15 protein-coding genes are annotated in these 15259 nt (G+C 62.3%); 7 read left to right on the forward strand and 8 right to left on the reverse strand.

Annotated elements, in window-relative coordinates; all coding sequences use genetic code 11:
• Positions 1-189: 189 nt before the first annotated feature.
• From der to H0482_RS15045, 8 genes are all read right to left on the reverse strand, one after another.
• The gene (gene der / locus H0482_RS15010; RefSeq protein ID WP_193730876.1) at positions 190-1638 is read right to left on the reverse strand and encodes a ribosome biogenesis GTPase Der; all 1449 of its coding nucleotides are present in this window, start codon (positions 1636-1638) and stop codon (positions 190-192) included.
• A 27-nt stretch (positions 1639-1665) separates the two neighbouring features.
• Positions 1666-2382 carry a tetratricopeptide repeat protein gene (locus H0482_RS15015; protein WP_193730877.1) on the reverse strand — a complete coding sequence of 239 codons (717 nt, stop codon included), beginning with the start codon at positions 2380-2382 and terminating at the stop codon, positions 1666-1668.
• A 92-nt stretch (positions 2383-2474) separates the two neighbouring features.
• On the reverse strand, positions 2475-3602 hold the full coding sequence (gene alr, locus H0482_RS15020; protein WP_193730878.1) for an alanine racemase: 1128 nt from the start codon (positions 3600-3602) through the stop codon (positions 2475-2477).
• A 2-nt stretch (positions 3603-3604) separates the two neighbouring features.
• On the reverse strand, positions 3605-5089 hold the full coding sequence (locus H0482_RS15025) for a replicative DNA helicase (protein ID WP_193730879.1): 1485 nt from the start codon (positions 5087-5089) through the stop codon (positions 3605-3607).
• 235 nt (positions 5090-5324) lie between these two features.
• On the reverse strand, positions 5325-5891 hold the full coding sequence (rplI, locus tag H0482_RS15030) for a 50S ribosomal protein L9 (protein WP_193730880.1): 567 nt from the start codon (positions 5889-5891) through the stop codon (positions 5325-5327).
• Positions 5892-6103: 212 nt separating this feature from the next.
• Positions 6104-6358: a 30S ribosomal protein S18 gene (rpsR, locus tag H0482_RS15035; protein WP_067450285.1), complete on the reverse strand. Its 255-nt coding sequence runs from the start codon at positions 6356-6358 to the stop codon at positions 6104-6106.
• A gap of 18 nt (positions 6359-6376) precedes the next feature.
• Positions 6377-6778: a 30S ribosomal protein S6 gene (gene rpsF / locus H0482_RS15040; protein WP_193730881.1), complete on the reverse strand. Its 402-nt coding sequence runs from the start codon at positions 6776-6778 to the stop codon at positions 6377-6379.
• A gap of 210 nt (positions 6779-6988) precedes the next feature.
• Positions 6989-8482 (reverse strand): GGDEF domain-containing protein, encoded by a 1494-nt coding sequence (locus H0482_RS15045; RefSeq protein ID WP_193730882.1) that lies wholly within the window; start codon positions 8480-8482, stop codon positions 6989-6991.
• A gap of 233 nt (positions 8483-8715) precedes the next feature.
• On the opposite strand from H0482_RS15045, the gene fabD reads away from it, so the two are divergent.
• From fabD to gmk, 7 genes are all read left to right on the forward strand, one after another.
• Complete coding sequence (gene fabD / locus H0482_RS15050; protein ID WP_193730883.1) at positions 8716-9666, forward strand: ACP S-malonyltransferase; 951 nt, start codon at positions 8716-8718, stop codon at positions 9664-9666.
• A 47-nt stretch (positions 9667-9713) separates the two neighbouring features.
• Entirely contained in the window at positions 9714-10451 is a 738-nt protein-coding gene (fabG, locus tag H0482_RS15055) for a 3-oxoacyl-[acyl-carrier-protein] reductase (RefSeq protein ID WP_193730884.1), read from the forward strand.
• Between the two features lie 339 nt (positions 10452-10790).
• Positions 10791-11027 carry an acyl carrier protein gene (locus H0482_RS15060; protein WP_046103861.1) on the forward strand — a complete coding sequence of 79 codons (237 nt, stop codon included), beginning with the start codon at positions 10791-10793 and terminating at the stop codon, positions 11025-11027.
• A 28-nt stretch (positions 11028-11055) separates the two neighbouring features.
• Positions 11056-12318 (forward strand): beta-ketoacyl-ACP synthase II, encoded by a 1263-nt coding sequence (gene fabF, locus H0482_RS15065; protein ID WP_193730914.1) that lies wholly within the window; start codon positions 11056-11058, stop codon positions 12316-12318.
• Positions 12319-12609: 291 nt separating this feature from the next.
• Positions 12610-13725, forward strand: coding sequence for an endolytic transglycosylase MltG (mltG, locus tag H0482_RS15070; protein WP_193730885.1), 1116 nt, complete (start codon positions 12610-12612; stop codon positions 13723-13725).
• A gap of 2 nt (positions 13726-13727) precedes the next feature.
• Positions 13728-14609 (forward strand): YicC/YloC family endoribonuclease, encoded by an 882-nt coding sequence (locus H0482_RS15075; protein WP_193730886.1) that lies wholly within the window; start codon positions 13728-13730, stop codon positions 14607-14609.
• 9 nt (positions 14610-14618) lie between these two features.
• The gene (gmk, locus tag H0482_RS15080) at positions 14619-15257 is read left to right on the forward strand and encodes a guanylate kinase (RefSeq protein WP_230989679.1); all 639 of its coding nucleotides are present in this window, start codon (positions 14619-14621) and stop codon (positions 15255-15257) included.
• Positions 15258-15259: the final 2 nt, after the last annotated feature.

The raw sequence follows: 15259 nt of genomic DNA on the forward strand, positions 1-15259 counted from the left end.
AGTGCAATGTTGGCACGCCGCGACCAATGGCGGGGTGCTACGACGCCGTGCAATATAAGGAAGATCGTGGCTATGTGAATAGGCGAATGGGCGGATCGGGCATTTCCCGCAAAAGTTGAAACAGTTTTGCGGGATAGAAACGCGATATAACAAGGGATTAGAGGCGCCGAGACGCCTTTGCTACCCTTGTTATTTCTTGTTGGCGTAGGGATTCTTGCCGCCCCGGATCCAGAGACGGATCGGTGTACCCGGCATGTCGAAGGCCTCGCGCAGCCCGTTGACCAGATAGCGCTGATACGAGGCCGGTACGGCGTCGGGCCGGGAGGCGAACACGATGAAGCTGGGCGGTCGTGTCTTGGCCTGCGTCATATAGCGCATCTTGAGACGCCGGCCCGAGATTGCCGGAGGCGGATGGCCTTCAAGCATGCCCGCCAGCCAGCGATTGAGCCGCGAGGTGGAGACGTGGGCGTTCCAGCTCCGCTCGATGGCGAAGATGGCGTCCATGAGCTTGTCGATATTGCGTCCGGTCAGGCCGGAGAGCGTCACCAGCGGCACGCCCCTGATCTGCGGCAGCAGGCGCTCACAGGCTTCCCGCAATTCGGCAAGAGCCTTGTTCTTGTCCTCGATCAGATCCCACTTATTGAGCGCGATGACCATGGCGCGCCCTTCGCGCTCCACCAGATCGGCCAAAGCCAGATCCTGTTTCTCGAAGGGAATGGTGGCGTCGAGCAGCAGCACGACGACTTCGGCATATTGGATGGAACGCAGGCTATCGCCCACGGCCAGCTTTTCGAGCTTTTCCTGCACGCGGGAGCGGCGGCGTATGCCGGCTGTGTCCACCAGATTGATGGTGCGGCCTTCCCATTCCCACGGCACGAGAATGGAATCGCGGGTAATGCCGGCCTCGGGGCCGACCAGAACGCGATCTTCGCCCACCATTCGATTGACCAGCGTGGACTTGCCCGCATTGGGGCGTCCGACAATGGCCACGTTGAGATAGCGGCGCGGATTCCAGCGCAGCGTGGCGTCTTCGCCCTCGCCTTCGAGCATGTCGGGGGTAATATCGACATCGACTTCGGGAAGAATATCGAGATCGTCCACGGCGCCCGAGCGCGCTTCATCCTCGGCCTTCTTTTCGGCGGCGCGGTCAATGGCGGCCGAAACGATGGAATAGAGTTCGGACAGGCCCAGTCCATGCTCGGCGGACAGCGCGATGGGCTCGCCGAAACCCAGTTTGAACGCTTCGACCAGACCGGCCTCGGCGGCCTTGCTCTCGGCCTTGTTGCCGACCAGATGCACGCCCTTGCCCGCCTTGCGCAGCACCTGGGCGAAGCGCTGGTCGAGCGGAGTGACTCCGGCCCTGGCGTCGATCATGAACAGGATGATGTCGGCTTCCTGAATCGCCAATTCGGTCTGCTGGCGCATCCGGTCTTCGAGGCTGCCATCGCGCACGTCCTCATAGCCCGCCGTGTCGAGTACACGGAAGGTCAGGTCGGCGATATGTCCCTCGGCCTCGCGGCGGTCGCGGGTGACGCCGGGCGTGTCGTCGACCAGCGCGATCTTGCGGCCCACCAGCCGGTTGAACAGGGTGGACTTGCCCACATTGGGACGGCCGACAATGGCTAACGTGACCGTCATGGCGATATTCCCTTCGGCGAGGCCGGATTATTCGGTGGCTGGCTCGCCGGAAGCGGGCGTTTCGGCCTGATCGGCTGCCGGTGCGCTCGCCGTACCGGCGGACAGCATCTGCGCCATGTAATAGGCCATGCGGTTGCGAATATTCGCATCGGCCAGCGGATCATCGAGCACGGATTGGAACCGCGCTTCGGCAGCAGTGAAATTGCCGGCCTTGTATTCAGCCAGACCCAGCAATTCACGGGCGATGCGGCGAAACTGGCCGTCATCGGTCGCGAGGGTGGCGATGCGAGCCTCCACATCGGCCAGCGAGCCATTGTCGACCAGAAGATTGCCCGCCAGCAGCAAAGCCAGTTCGCGCAGGCGCATATTGGACTGGCTATTGGCCAGCGCGTCATAGGCGGCGATTGCGGCGGGAATGTCGTCCTGCTCGGCCAGCAACGCCGCCTTGCGGAACTCGGCCAGAACCGGGTAGCCGCCCGAACCGTCTTTCATCAATTGCTCGAGCTTGGCCTGCGCGGCGGCGAGGTCGCCTTGCCCAGCAGTGTCCAGCGCCGCATAGAGCTGCTCGGAGGATTGCGACGACTGGCTCTTGGTGTACCAGCTCCAGCCCTCATTCGCGGCCACGAGCCCGACGATAGCGATGGCGCCGCCGATCACGAAGGGCGCAAACCGGCGCCACAGTGCCCGCATGCGGTCGGAGCGCAGTTCCTCGTCAATTTCGCGGAAGATATTTTCGTTGGACATGGCCAGCCGTCGATGCGTTCTAAATCGGGCGCAGCTTTATCACGCGCCCTCTGGAATGCAAACCGGATGCGAGCCGGCGCCGTCAGCGGCGACTATTCCGGCAGCCGTCCGTCTCCGACATAGTTCCGGCTATACCGCCCCTTGAGGCTGGTGAGGATTTCATAGCCGATCGTGCCGCCCAGCTCGGCCTGCTCGTCGATGCCGATATTCGGCCCCAGAACTTCCGCGCCCTCGCCTGGATCGGGCAGATCGGAGCCCAGTTCGGTGACGTCGACGATCGTCAGGTCCATCGAAATCCGCCCGACGACCGGGCAGGCCTTGCCGCGAATGAAGACTTTGCCGCCCGGATGCTGGTTGGTGCCGGACATGGTGCGGAAAAATCCATCCGCATAGCCATAGCCGAGCACGGCGAGTCGCGAATTGCGGTTGAGTGTATAGGTCGCGCCATAGCCTACGCTTTCGCCGGTGCGCGCCTCGGTGATCTGCAGGATCGGCACATGCAGCGTCACCACCGGCTGCATCGGGTTCTTGCGCCCAGTGACAGCCCGCCCGCCATAAAGCGCTACGCCTGGGCGCACCATCTGGAAATGATAGTCGCGCCCGCTCATCAGTCCCGCCGAATTGGCCAGCGATGCCGGAATGGTGGGGAATTGTGAGCGCACCGAACCGAACAGCGCCAATTGCGTGCGGTTCTTCTCGTGATTGGGAATATCTGCGCAGGCCAGATGGCTCATGATCATCTGCGGCGCATAGCCCAGCGCGTCGATGCGCTCGCGCACCAAAGCTGCTTCATTCAGCCGGAAGCCCAGCCGGTTGATGCCGGTGTCGAAATGGAACCCGGCAGGATAGGCCTCGTTGCGCTCGACGCATTTGGCGAGCCATTCCTCCAGCATGGACATGGAGGACAGGACCGGCATCAGGTTTTGCCGGATATAGAGATTGGCCGCGCCCGGATAGAGCCCGTAAAGCACGAAGATGTGCGCGTCCGGCACGGCGGCCCGCACGGCAATGCCCTCATCGGGCGTTGCCACGAAGAAGAAGCGCGCGCCCGCCGCATGCAAGGCTCTGCTGGTCATGTCGATGCCGGTGCCATAGGCATCGGCCTTGACCACGGCGGCCGTCAAAGCGCCCGCGCTCACCTTGTCGAGGGCGCGCCAGTTGCGGGCCAAAGCCCCCAGATCGATGCTCAATTGGCCGCCAAGGCCGGATGTCAGCGTCATGCCTATTCCATGCGTTCGGGCAGGTAGTCTGCCCGAGCAAGGTTACCAAAGCGGGTAAATTGCGCCTCGAAGCTTAACTGCACCGTGCCGGTGGGACCGTGGCGCTGCTTGGCGATGATGACTTCCGCCTTGCCGTGCACCTTTTCCATTTCCCCCTGCCAGGCCAGATGTTCGGGCGTTCCCTCCTTGGGCTCCTTGTTTTTGAGATAATATTCTTCGCGGTACACGAACAGAACCACGTCGGCGTCCTGCTCGATAGACCCCGATTCGCGTAGATCCGCCAGTTGCGGGTGCTTGTCGTCGCGCGCTTCGACCTGGCGGGAGAGCTGGCTGAGCGCGATGATCGGCACTTCCAGCTCCTTGGCCAGCGCCTTGAGCGTCGTCGTGATCTCGGTCAATTCCTGCACGCGGTTCTGGCTCGACGCCTTGGAGGAGCCGGACAGCAGCTGCAAATAGTCCACGATCAAAAGGTCGAGCCCCTTCTGCCGCTTGAGCCGGCGGGCGCGGGCCGCCAGTTGGGCCACCGAAATGCCGCCCGTGTCGTCGATGAACAGTGGAACCTTGCTCATCATGTTGGAAACATCCACCAGCTTGGAAAACTGGTTGTCATGGATGCGGCCGCGGCGGATGTCGGACGAGGAGATTTCCGCCTGCTCGGCCAGGATACGGGTGGCGAGCTGTTCGGAACTCATTTCGAGGCTGAAAAAGCCGACCTGGCCGCCATTGACGGTCTTGGAATGCCCGTCCGGCGTCACCTCGCCGCGCCAGGCCTTGGCGACGTTATAGGCGATATTGGTCACCAGCGAGGTCTTGCCCATGGCCGGGCGACCCGCGAGAATGATCAGGTCGCTGCGCTGCAGGCCGCCCATCTGCCGGTCGAGGTCGTGCAGGTCGGTGGCGACGCCCGAGAGCCCGCCGTCGCGCTGGAAGGCTTCGCCGGCCATCTGGATCGAGGCGCTGAGCGCGGCGCCGAACGGCTGGAAGCCGCCGTCATAGCGGCCCTTCTCGGCCAGTTGGAACAGTTCGCCCTCTACCTTCTCGATCTGCTTGACAGGGGTCATCTCGACATCGGCATCATAGGCGACCGACACCATTTCCTCGCCCACCTGGATCAGGTTGCGGCGAATGGCGAGATCGTAGATGGCCTGCCCGTAGTCTGCGGCGTTGAGCACCGTGGTCGCTTCCGCTGCCAGCCGCGACAGATATTGCATCATGGTGACGTCGGGCAGCAGCTGGTCGGGCAGGTGGGTCTTGAGCGTCGCCGGTTCCGCTGCCTTGCCGGCGCGGATGATCTTGCCCGCCAGCTCATAAATCTCGCGGTGGATTGGCTCGTAGAAATGCTCCGGCATCAGGAAGTCGGCGACGCGATAGAAGGCGTCGTTGTTGATCAGGATGGCGCCCAACAGCGCCTGTTCCACATCCACGTTGTGGGGGGCCGTGCGGAAGGATTTTTCCTCAGCGGGGTGAATGCGTGCGATCTCGGCCATGATGAACTCGGTGGGTATTAACCTTTCTTAACCACGCGCCTCGGCGCGAGTCTCGAACAAGACTCGCCCTAACTTGCGAGGGTTAATGTACCGCAAACGTTCCATGTGAACAGCGGGGACAACGGGGATTGTGATCGTGCAGGCTTGCGGGGCTATTGAACCGATTCTGTCCCTTATACGGCAAAAGGCCGGGCACAGGGCCCGGCCTTTAAAATTCAACGCTCGCGCGAAGAATTCAGTCTTCGAAACGGTCGTCCTGGGCGGCATCGGCCTGGCCGGCGGCGAAATCGCCACCTTCATCGGCTTCGAAATGATGCACGGTGACGTCTTCACCGGCGGCCTGACGTTCGGCTTCGTCGGCCGAGCGGGCGACGTTGACGATGATCGAGACGGCGACTTCGGGGTGCAGCGACAGGGCGACGCTGTGCACGCCGACCGACTTGATCGGCTCGGCCAGGTCGACCTGGTTGCGCTGAACGGTGAAGCCTTCGCCGGCAAGGGCTTCCACGACGTCGCGGGCAGCGACCGAACCATAGAGCTGGCCGGTTTCGCCGGCCTGACGGATCAGGACGACGGTGGTGCCATTGAGGCCTTCGGCGACGCCGGCGGCGGCATTGCGGCGCTCTTCATTGCGCTGCTCGATGTGAGCGCGCTCGTTTTCGAAACGCTTGCGGTTGGCTTCGGTGGCGCGCAGGGCCTTGCCCTGGGGAAGCAGGAAGTTACGGGCAAAGCCGTCCTTCACATTGACTTCGGCGCCGATACCGCCGGTGCGGCCGATACGTTCGAGCAGAATGACTTTCATTTGCTTTTTCCTTTGGCTGTCCCGCCTCTGGGGCGGTTAGGAGATGTGAACCATTCACGTCCCCAGCTTTGCGTCCTCCGGACGCTTTAGGTTGAGAAGCCATCCGACCCCTCAACCTTCATCACCACCCGGCTTGTGCGGGTGGTCCATTCTGCCATCCTCTGGATTGCCCAGACGAGCCGGGCAATGCCGATAGAGGAAGGGCGTAGTTCTTACTGAACTGCGTAGGGCATCAGGCCGATGAAACGGGCGCGCTTGATGGCGCGGGCCAGTTCACGCTGCTTCTTGGCGGAAACGGCGGTGATGCGGCTCGGCACGATCTTGCCGCGCTCGGAAACGTAGCGCGAGAGCAGGCGCACGTCCTTGTAGTCGATCTTGGGTGCGCCTTCGCCCGAGAACGGGCAGGTCTTGCGACGACGCTGGAACGGGCGGCGGGCCTGGGAAGTGGTAAGGTCTTTGATAGCCATTTATCCTGTTCCTTTATCTTAGAACCGACGGGGGCGGCGTTCGCCCGAGAAGCCGCCACGGTCGCCACCGCGCGGAGCGCCATCGCGGTCATCGCGGTCGCGCTTCTGCATCATGGCCGAGGGGCCTTCTTCCAGTTCGTCGACACGCACGGTCATGAAGCGCAGGATGTCTTCATTGATGCGCATCTGGCGTTCCATTTCAGCAACGGCAGCCGGAGCGGCTTCGATGTTGAGCAGGGTATAGTGCGCCTTGCGGTTCTTGCGGATGCGGTAGGAGAGACCCTTGAGGCCCCAATATTCGTTCTTGGTCACCTTGCCGCCGCCCTGGGCGAGAATGTCGGTCAGGGCAGTGGTCAATTCCTCGACCTGCTGCTGGGACACGTCCTGGCGAGCGAGGAAAATGTGTTCGTAAAGGGCCATTGATGCGCCTTCCTTTCGGTTTCGATACGCAATGCCTGGCGCGGAGCCCCTTCGAAGCCGGAAAGGCGTCAAAGCAGTCTTGCAAAGAGCGGGAACACGGGAGGCCGGGTCCGAAAGACCCTATTTCTCCAAAAGGAAAAACCCTCCGTTCAGCCCCCGGCCAAACGAATTGCTGGCGGCGCTATAGAGCAAGGCGGCGGGATTGGCAAGTCAGGCGGGGTGCCGCTCGCCCCTGCGCTTCCTGGCCTTCGCAACCTGCGCGCGCGGTGCCTGCTGCGGAGCTGGGGCATCGCCCAGCGCGACGATGCGGTTGCGGCCCGCATGCTTGGCGGCGTAGAGCGCCGTGTCGCTGGCAGTGAACAATTGGTCGGCCGATGTGCCCGCATAGGCTTCGGCCAGCCCGATGCTGACCGAGATCGTCAGATTGCCGCCGGTTTCGGTGGGAATCCGTATGGCACTGATCGCAGCATGGACTCGTTGCGCCACCGCCATTCCGGCGCTGGCTTGCGGCCCGTCGACGATGACGCCGAATTCCTCGCCCCCCAGTCGACCGGCAACGGATCCTTGCCGCAAAGTCGATCGTAGCGTCCGGGCCAGTTCCTGCAGGACCAGGTCGCCCATCGGGTGGCCATGTGTATCATTGGTTGACTTGAAATGATCGACGTCGATCATCAGCAGGCTGGTTTTCTCATGGCCGGGCTTGGCGAGTTGCTGGCTCAGGCTTTGCATGAACGCGCCGCGATTGGCCAATCCTGTCAACGAATCGTGCGCAGCCATATGCTGCAATTGCTCGTTGGTCCGCCGCCACGCGGCGTTGATGGATGAAACCATAAACACGCCGATCGAGATCATGCTGACGCCGAGACGGAACGAGGAGGCGTCCGACTCGGCGCTGAGGTCGAAATTGAGCGGGATCAGTCCCAAAGGCGCGACGATCAGGATCCAGGTGCAGGTGAACATTGTCAGTATGGCGCTGGCGAACGGCAGAAAGATCACGGCACACGACAATAGACTCGGCACCACATAGCTCGATGCCCCCGGCCCGCCGATCATGTGCATGAGTGCGATGGAGCCGAGCAGGGGGGCTATGGCTGCGAGTTGCTTCAGCGCTTCAGTTTCGCGGCGTGACAGCAGACGCAGTTCGTTTCTGTTCGACGACGTAAAGGCCAGGATGACCGGCACGAAGATCGCCAGATTGACGAATTCACTGGTGAACCAGAGCAGGGTGGCGTCCGGCCAGTTCATGCCGAACAGAAATGGGCCGACAAAGGCGCCCGCGAGCGACGAACATGCTGCCCCAACGACCAGGATGACGACGACGGCCATCGCATTATTGGGGCTGGGGGTGAAAATGTCCTCCCGGTCGATCAGGCGCGCGGCAATGACCCCGCCGACTACGGTGGCGAGATTGGCGCCGTTGAGCAGGGCGGATGCGAGCAGGTCGCTGCCGGAAAGCAGGTCGGCCGCCATGAGGGCGGTGGCAGCCGCCAGCCATGTCATCGGGCGATTTGCGGAGGGGCGACAGAGCAGGATAGCCAGCAGGATCGCATTGGCTGGCCAGATGCTGGCGAGGGATAGAATCAGCCTCGTATAAATTCCGAGCATGCAGGCGCCGAAAATCAGCAGTCCGATGACCAGGGACTCGCCCATGGCCTGCCGTGGTATCACGTCCAGCTTTTTCCGGGCTCCTGGTTCTCCACCCATTTATGGACTCCGATTGCCGCAGTTCACATCAATGGAAAGCATGCCAAGCATAAGTTAAGTTTTTAGATCGACGCCCTTGGCTTTCCACTTCGTGGCAGTCTCTTGGGCCCCATGGTTGCTTTGGCCTTTCGTTGCCCGCCTTGACTCCGCCACACGCAGACGGCAAAGCCGCAGGCAAAGCGCGCGCTATGTTAGACAAGTGCGGCATTCAGCGAGCCAGAGGGGGACGACAGATGTCCGTTACCGCATTCACTTTCCCGGGGCAGGGCAGCCAGGCCGTCGGCATGGGCAAGGATCTTGCCGCCGCCCATCCGGAGGCGCGGGCCGTGTTTCAGGAGGTTGACGAGGCTTTGGGCGAGCGCCTGTCGGCCACCATGTTCGAAGGCCCCGAGGATATTCTTCGCCTGACCGAGAATGCCCAGCCCGCACTGATGGCCGTCAGCGTCGCCGTGACCCGCGTCCTGGAATCGAAGGGCGTTTTCCTCAAGGACCACGCGAAATATGTCGCCGGGCATTCGCTGGGTGAATATTCCGCCCTCTGCGCCGCCGGCACCTTCTCGCTCGCCGACGCGGCCCGTCTGCTGCGCACCCGGGGACAGGCCATGCAGAAGGCCGTCCCGGTCGGTCATGGCGCCATGGCGGCGCTGCTGGGCCTTGATCTGGAAACCGCCAGGGCAATTGCCGCCGAAGCCGGGCAGGGCGAGGTCTGCGACGTCGCCAATGACAATGCGCCCGGCCAGGTCGTGGTGTCCGGGGCCACTGCTGCTGTCGAGCGGGCCGTCGAGATCGCCAAGGGCAAGGGGGCCAAGCGCGCGCTGCTGCTGCCGGTGAGCGCCCCGTTCCATTGCGCGCTGATGCAGCCCGCCGCCGATGCTATGCAAGCGGCGCTCGCCGAAGTAGCGATGCACGCGCCTTGCGTCCCGGTCGTCTCCAACGTTCTCGCTGCCCCGATTTCCGATCCGGCCGAGATTCGCCGGCGTCTGGTCGAGCAGGTCACCGGCGTGGTCCGCTGGACCGAGAGCGTCACCTGGCTCACCGGTGCTGGCGGCGTTACCAATCTGGTTGAGCTGGGGGCCGGAAAGGTTCTGACCGGACTCGCAAAGCGCATCGCCCCCGAGGCCACGGCACAAGCCATCGGTACCCCAGCCGACATCGACGCCTTCGCCGCACAATTCAATGCTTGAATCTCTCCATCAAGCGCTTGATTCCTGTTTCTCGCAAGAGGCCCTAAATGTTTGATCTGACTGGTAAACGCGCCCTTGTTACCGGCGCCAGCGGCGGTATCGGCCGCGAAATCGCCAAGGCGCTCGCAGCTGCCGGCGCCACTGTCGCCCTCTCGGGCACCCGTGTCGGCGCGCTGGAAGAGACGGCCAATGCCATCGGCAAGGATTGTCCGATTCTGACCGCCAACCTGTCCCGGCTTGACGAGGTGGACAAGCTGGTTCCCGCTGCCGAGGCGGCGATGGGCGGTGTCGATATTCTGGTCAACAATGCCGGCATGACGCGCGACAATCTCTTCATGCGCATGAAGGACGAGGAATGGGACGACGTCATCGCCGTCAACCTGACGGCGGCCTTTCATCTCAACCGGGCGGTGCTGCGCGGCATGATGAAGGCCCGCTGGGGCCGCATCATCGGCATTTCCTCGGTGGTCGGCGTCATGGGCAATCCGGGGCAGGGCAATTATGCCGCCTCCAAGGCTGGTCTGATCGGCATGAACAAGGCCCTGGCCCATGAAGTGGCCAGCCGCAATATCACCGTCAATTCCATCGCCCCCGGCTTCATCGCTTCGGCCATGACCGATGAACTCAACGACAAGCAGCGCGACGCGATTCTGTCCTCGGTTCCCGCCGGCCGTCTGGGCACGGCTCAGGAAATCGCCGGTTGCGCCTTGTTCCTCGCCAGCGACGCCGCTGCCTATATCACCGGCCACACGCTCAATGTGAATGGCGGCATGGCGATGATCTGAGCCATCATGGCCCCCATGGCCATGCTCGAATGGCGGAGCGCCCCGCCTGCCACGGGGCGAGCCCGAGGGTGACGCGCTGCGTGGGATGGGCGATTTGGCCCATTTCTCACGTTCCCGGATGGACTTTTCCACCCAAAAGCCTTGGAAACCGGGCAAATCACGATTGGCTATTTGCGGGGAAACGTGTTACCTCGCGCCCCGTTTACCCTTGCCGGGCCGCCTTGCAGGTGTTCTTCGGGACGCCTACACTGCCTCCGGCAAGCCAATCCCGCTTGAAGAATTGGTTTATCGCCAATAAGAAGCGGAACGAAACTTCGATTTCTAAAAGGGAAGTCAAATATGAGCGATGTCGCTGATCGGGTTCGCAAGATCGTTGTGGAACACCTTAATGTTGACGCCGAGAAGGTCACTGAAAAGGCCAGCTTCATCGATGATCTGGGCGCCGACTCCCTGGATCAGGTCGAGCTGGTGATGGCTTTCGAGGAAGAATTCTCCGTCGAGATCCCCGACGACGCTGCCGAGTCGATCCAGACTTTCGGCGATGCCGTCGCTTTCCTGACCAAGGCGACCAGCTAAGAGCTGGGATAGGCCGCGGACCATGGAATTGCGCCGAGTCGTCGTCACTGGACTGGGGCTTGTCACGCCTCTTGGCTGTGGTGTTGAGCCCACCTGGGCCAATATTCTCGCAGGCAAGAGCGGCGCCAAGCGCATCGACGATTTCCAGATCGACGATATCGCCTGCCAGATCGCCCACCGCATTCCGCTCGGGGACTATGCCGATGGCAAGTACAACCCCGACGAATGGATGGAGGTGAAGGAGCAGCGCAAGGTCGATGCGTTCATCGTCTATGCCATGGCTGCCGCCACCCAGGCTATTCAGGATGCGGGCGTCGAGCCCAAGACCCCCGAGGAACAGGAACGCACCGGCGTTCTGATCGGCTCGGGCATTGGTGGCGTCGGCGGCATCTATGATGCTTCCGTCACCCTCCATGAAAAGGGTCCGCGCCGCATTTCTCCCTTCTTCATTCCGGGACGCCTGATCAACCTGGCCTCTGGCCATGTGTCGATCCGTTTCGGACTCAAGGGGCCCAACCATTCCGTGGTCACCGCCTGTTCGACGGGCGCCCACGCCATCGGCGACGCCGCCCGCCTCATCGCCCTTGGCGATGCGGATGTGATGGTCGCCGGCGGCACGGAAAGCTGCGTCAACAGGTTGTCGCTGGCTGGCTTCTCCGCCGCCCGCGCCCTGTCCACCGGCTTCAACGACAATCCCACCGCCGCCTCGCGGCCCTATGACAAGGACCGCGATGGTTTCGTCATGGGCGAGGGCGCCGGCATTGTCGTGCTGGAAGATTACGAGCGGGCCAAGGCCCGTGGCGCCAAGATTTATGGCGAAGTGATCGGCTATGGCCTTTCCGGCGATGCCTACCACATCACCGCCCCCTCGCCGGATGGCGATGGCGGCTTCCGCGCCATGAGCGCGGCGATCAAGCGCGCCGGTATTTCGCCGTCCGAGATCGATTATATCAATGCGCACGGCACCTCGACGCCGCTGGGTGACGAAATCGAACTGGGCGCGGTGACGCGCGTCCTGGGCGCTGCCGCACCCAATACGGTGATGAGCTCCACCAAATCCGCCGTCGGCCACCTGCTGGGTGCCGCCGGTTCCGTGGAAGCCATTTTCTGCCTGCTCGCCATGCGTGACGGCATTGCCCCGCCGACCCTCAATCTGGACAATCCGTCCGTTGAGACCGAGATCAATCTTGTGCCACACACGGCATTCAAGAAAGAAATCAACGTGGCTCTGTCCAACAGCTTCGGCTTCGGCGGCACCAATGCTTCGCTGGTGATGCGCAAGGTCAGCTAGACCCCCTCCGTCCCATCGTCTTTGCCCGGCCATCCTCGGACTTGATCCGAGGACCGGGCAATCCTTTTCCCCCTGGTCATCGCTGGATCACGCGGGTGGTGACGAAGGGGAGAGAACAATTCCGCCAGACCGGACATGTTCTAAACTTTTCCACGAATTGTAAGGGGCACAAGGCGCTTAACCGCCTTGTGCCCCTTGTCTTTGTCGGCGCTTCGCCACAGTTTGACTCAAAATATAATCAAGTAAGGCCATCCCGGCTTCTGCATGGCCCATTGCGAGTGATGCTGCACGATGAATGACCGCAAAAAACGGCGCCGCCGTCGTTCCGGCAATGCCCTGATCGACATCCTCAACGGCCTTTTGACCTTGCTGGTCATCGGGCTCGTCGTCGTCGCCGGCGGCCTGCTATTCGTCGCCAGCCAATATTATGGCGAAGGCCCCCTCAACGAGGAGCGGGTCTTCCGCGTCGAAGCCGGAGCCTCGCTGTCGAGCACCGCAACGCGCCTCGAAGAACAGGGCATCATCGGCAATTCGATGATTTTCAGCCAGTTCGGCACTCGCGTCGAAAACAGCACCATCATCAAGGCGGGCGATTTCATCGTTCCTGCCCATGCCAGCATGGCCGACGTCTATAAGGAACTCACCGAGGGCAATCCGTTGCGCTATGCGGTGGTTATTCCCGAGGGTTGGACCGTCTGGCAGGCCATTCAGCGCATCAATGCCGATGACCGCCTGACGGGGGTGATCGGCCAATTGCCGCCCGAAGGCTCAATCCTGCCCGGCAGCTACGATTACATGCCGGGCGATAGTCGTCAGTCCGTGCTTGAAAAAATGCAGCTGGCCATGACGCAGGCCCTTGCCGAAGTCTGGGAGACGCGCCAGCCGGACTTGCCGCTCGCGTCGCCGGCCGAATTGCTGATCCTCGCCTCCATCGTGGAGAAGGAAACCGGCGTTGCCTCCGAGCGTCCGCAGATTGCCGCCGTATTCGTCAATCGCCTGCGCACCAAGATGCGCCTGCAATCGGACCCAACGATCATCTATGGCATCACGCTGGGCCAATCGACGCTCGATCGGGGCATTCGCCGCTCCGAAATCGAGGAAAAGACGGCCTACAACACCTATCAGATCGACCGTCTGCCACCCACCCCGATTGCCAATCCCGGCATCGAGGCGCTGCGCGCCGTCGCCAACCCCGACAGCCACGAATATCTCTACTTCGTAGCCAAGGGGGCGACGCCGAAAGAAGGCCACGTCTTTGCCGAGACCTATGCCCAGCACCAGCAGAATGTCGCCGCCTACCGCGCCATAGCCGCCGAAGCTGCGGCCCAGGCCGAAGCGGAGGCCGAAGCGGCCCGCCAGGCATTGGAAGCCGAGGCGGCGGAAGAAGCTGGTCAGGCCGAACAGTGAGCATGGCGCTATCGAGCATGACCGGCTTTGCCCGTGCCGAGCGGCAAAGCGGGGCCATGCGCCTGCGTGTTGAAGTCAAATCGGTCAATGGCCGTGGCCTCGATCTGCGATTGCGCCTCGCGCCGGGGCTCGACATTGCCGAAATCGCGCTGCGTCAGCTTCTGTCCAAGGCGCTGAACCGGGGTTCGGTCAATCTCTTGGCCAGCCTCGACATCTCCGCCGGAGGCGGCGGTGTGCGTGTCAATCAGCAGGCGCTCGAGAACGTGCTCGCGGCGCTGGCCGACCTTGAGCAGCGCATCGAAGCCGCGCCACCCCGCCTTGACGGCATCCTGGCCTTGCCCGGCGTGCTGGAAAGTGCCGATGGGGCAGGGGCGCTCGATGAGGATGAATTATCTGCGCTGCTGCTGTCCTGCGCGGCGGAAGCCATCGACGCGCTCAAGCAGGCGCGTTTGCAGGAAGGCGCCCAGATCGCCATTGTCCTGCTCGCCCATCTCGACGCCATTGCCGCTCTGTGCGACCGCGCCGAAAATCATCCTGTCCGCACCCGCGATCATATCGAGGCCCGGCTCCGCGACCAGCTCGCGGCCCTCGGCGCCGATGCATCCCTGTCACCGGACCGGCTGGCGCAGGAAGCGCTGCTCTTGGCCACCAGGGCCGATATTCAGGAGGAGCTGGATCGCCTGCGCGCCCATATCGCGGCGGCCCGCAAGCTGATTGCCGAGGGCGGTCCGGCTGGCCGTCGCCTCGACTTTCTGGCGCAGGAATTCAATCGCGAGGCCAATACACTCTGCTCCAAGGCAAACGCAGTGGAGCTGACCGCCATCGGTCTTGACCTCAAGGCGGCGATCGATCAACTACGCGAGCAGATTCAGAACATCGAGTAGAGTTTCAAAATGGATTTTCAGCGTCGTGGCGTCATGCTGGTGATTGCCTCTCCTTCAGGTGCCGGAAAATCCTCCATTTCGCGGGCCTTGTTCGATGCCGACGACAATATCCGTCTCTCTGTTTCGGTGACCACCCGCGCCCGACGCACTGACGAGGTCGAGGGCAAGCATTACTATTTTATCGACGAGGCCCAGTTCCGCCGCATGCAGGCGGATGGCGAATTGCTCGAATCCGCCGAGGTCCACGGTAATTTCTACGGCACGCCGCGCGCCAAGGTGGAAGAGCAATTGGCGGCGGGCAAGGATATCCTGTTTGATATCGACTATCAGGGCACGTTGCAGCTCTACCGTAACAGCCGCAAGGACATGGTGACGGTGTTCATCCTGCCGCCCACCATCAAGGAATTGCGCGCGCGGCTGGAGCGCCGGGCGCAGGACAGCAGCGGCACCATCGAAAAGCGGCTGAGCAATGCCCGCATCGAGATGGATCATTTTTCCGAATATGACTATGTGATCGTCAATCAGGATCTGGGGCAATCGGTCTCGCGCGTCCGCTCCATCCTCGATTCTGCCCGGCTCGAGCGCGAGCGTCAGCTCAATTTGCCCAGCTTTGTCAAAGACTTGCAAAGCCAGATCGATTCTTTGTGATA

The sequence above is a fragment of the Devosia faecipullorum genome, assembly GCF_015158295.1.
Lineage (GTDB): Bacteria > Pseudomonadota > Alphaproteobacteria > Rhizobiales > Devosiaceae > Devosia > Devosia faecipullorum.

Excerpts from the sequence above, each read along its gene's own strand:
- der (WP_193730876.1), bottom strand. The coding sequence starts at position 1,638 with ATGACGGTCACGTTAGCCATTGTCGGCCGTCCCAATGTGGGCAAGTCC.
- H0482_RS15015 (WP_193730877.1), bottom strand. The coding sequence starts at position 2,382 with ATGTCCAACGAAAATATCTTCCGCGAAATTGACGAGGAACTGCGCTCC.
- alr (WP_193730878.1), bottom strand. The coding sequence starts at position 3,602 with ATGACGCTGACATCCGGCCTTGGCGGCCAATTGAGCATCGATCTGGGG.
- H0482_RS15025 (WP_193730879.1), bottom strand. The coding sequence starts at position 5,089 with ATGGCCGAGATCGCACGCATTCACCCCGCTGAGGAAAAATCCTTCCGC.
- rplI (WP_193730880.1), bottom strand. The coding sequence starts at position 5,891 with ATGAAAGTCATTCTGCTCGAACGTATCGGCCGCACCGGCGGTATCGGC.
- rpsR (WP_067450285.1), bottom strand. The coding sequence starts at position 6,358 with ATGGCTATCAAAGACCTTACCACTTCCCAGGCCCGCCGCCCGTTCCAG.
- rpsF (WP_193730881.1), bottom strand. The coding sequence starts at position 6,778 with ATGGCCCTTTACGAACACATTTTCCTCGCTCGCCAGGACGTGTCCCAG.
- H0482_RS15045 (WP_193730882.1), bottom strand. The coding sequence starts at position 8,482 with ATGGGTGGAGAACCAGGAGCCCGGAAAAAGCTGGACGTGATACCACGG.
- fabD (WP_193730883.1), top strand. The coding sequence starts at position 8,716 with ATGTCCGTTACCGCATTCACTTTCCCGGGGCAGGGCAGCCAGGCCGTC.
- fabG (WP_193730884.1), top strand. The coding sequence starts at position 9,714 with ATGTTTGATCTGACTGGTAAACGCGCCCTTGTTACCGGCGCCAGCGGC.
- H0482_RS15060 (WP_046103861.1), top strand. The coding sequence starts at position 10,791 with ATGAGCGATGTCGCTGATCGGGTTCGCAAGATCGTTGTGGAACACCTT.
- mltG (WP_193730885.1), top strand. The coding sequence starts at position 12,610 with ATGAATGACCGCAAAAAACGGCGCCGCCGTCGTTCCGGCAATGCCCTG.
- H0482_RS15075 (WP_193730886.1), top strand. The coding sequence starts at position 13,728 with ATGGCGCTATCGAGCATGACCGGCTTTGCCCGTGCCGAGCGGCAAAGC.
- gmk (WP_230989679.1), top strand. The coding sequence starts at position 14,619 with ATGGATTTTCAGCGTCGTGGCGTCATGCTGGTGATTGCCTCTCCTTCA.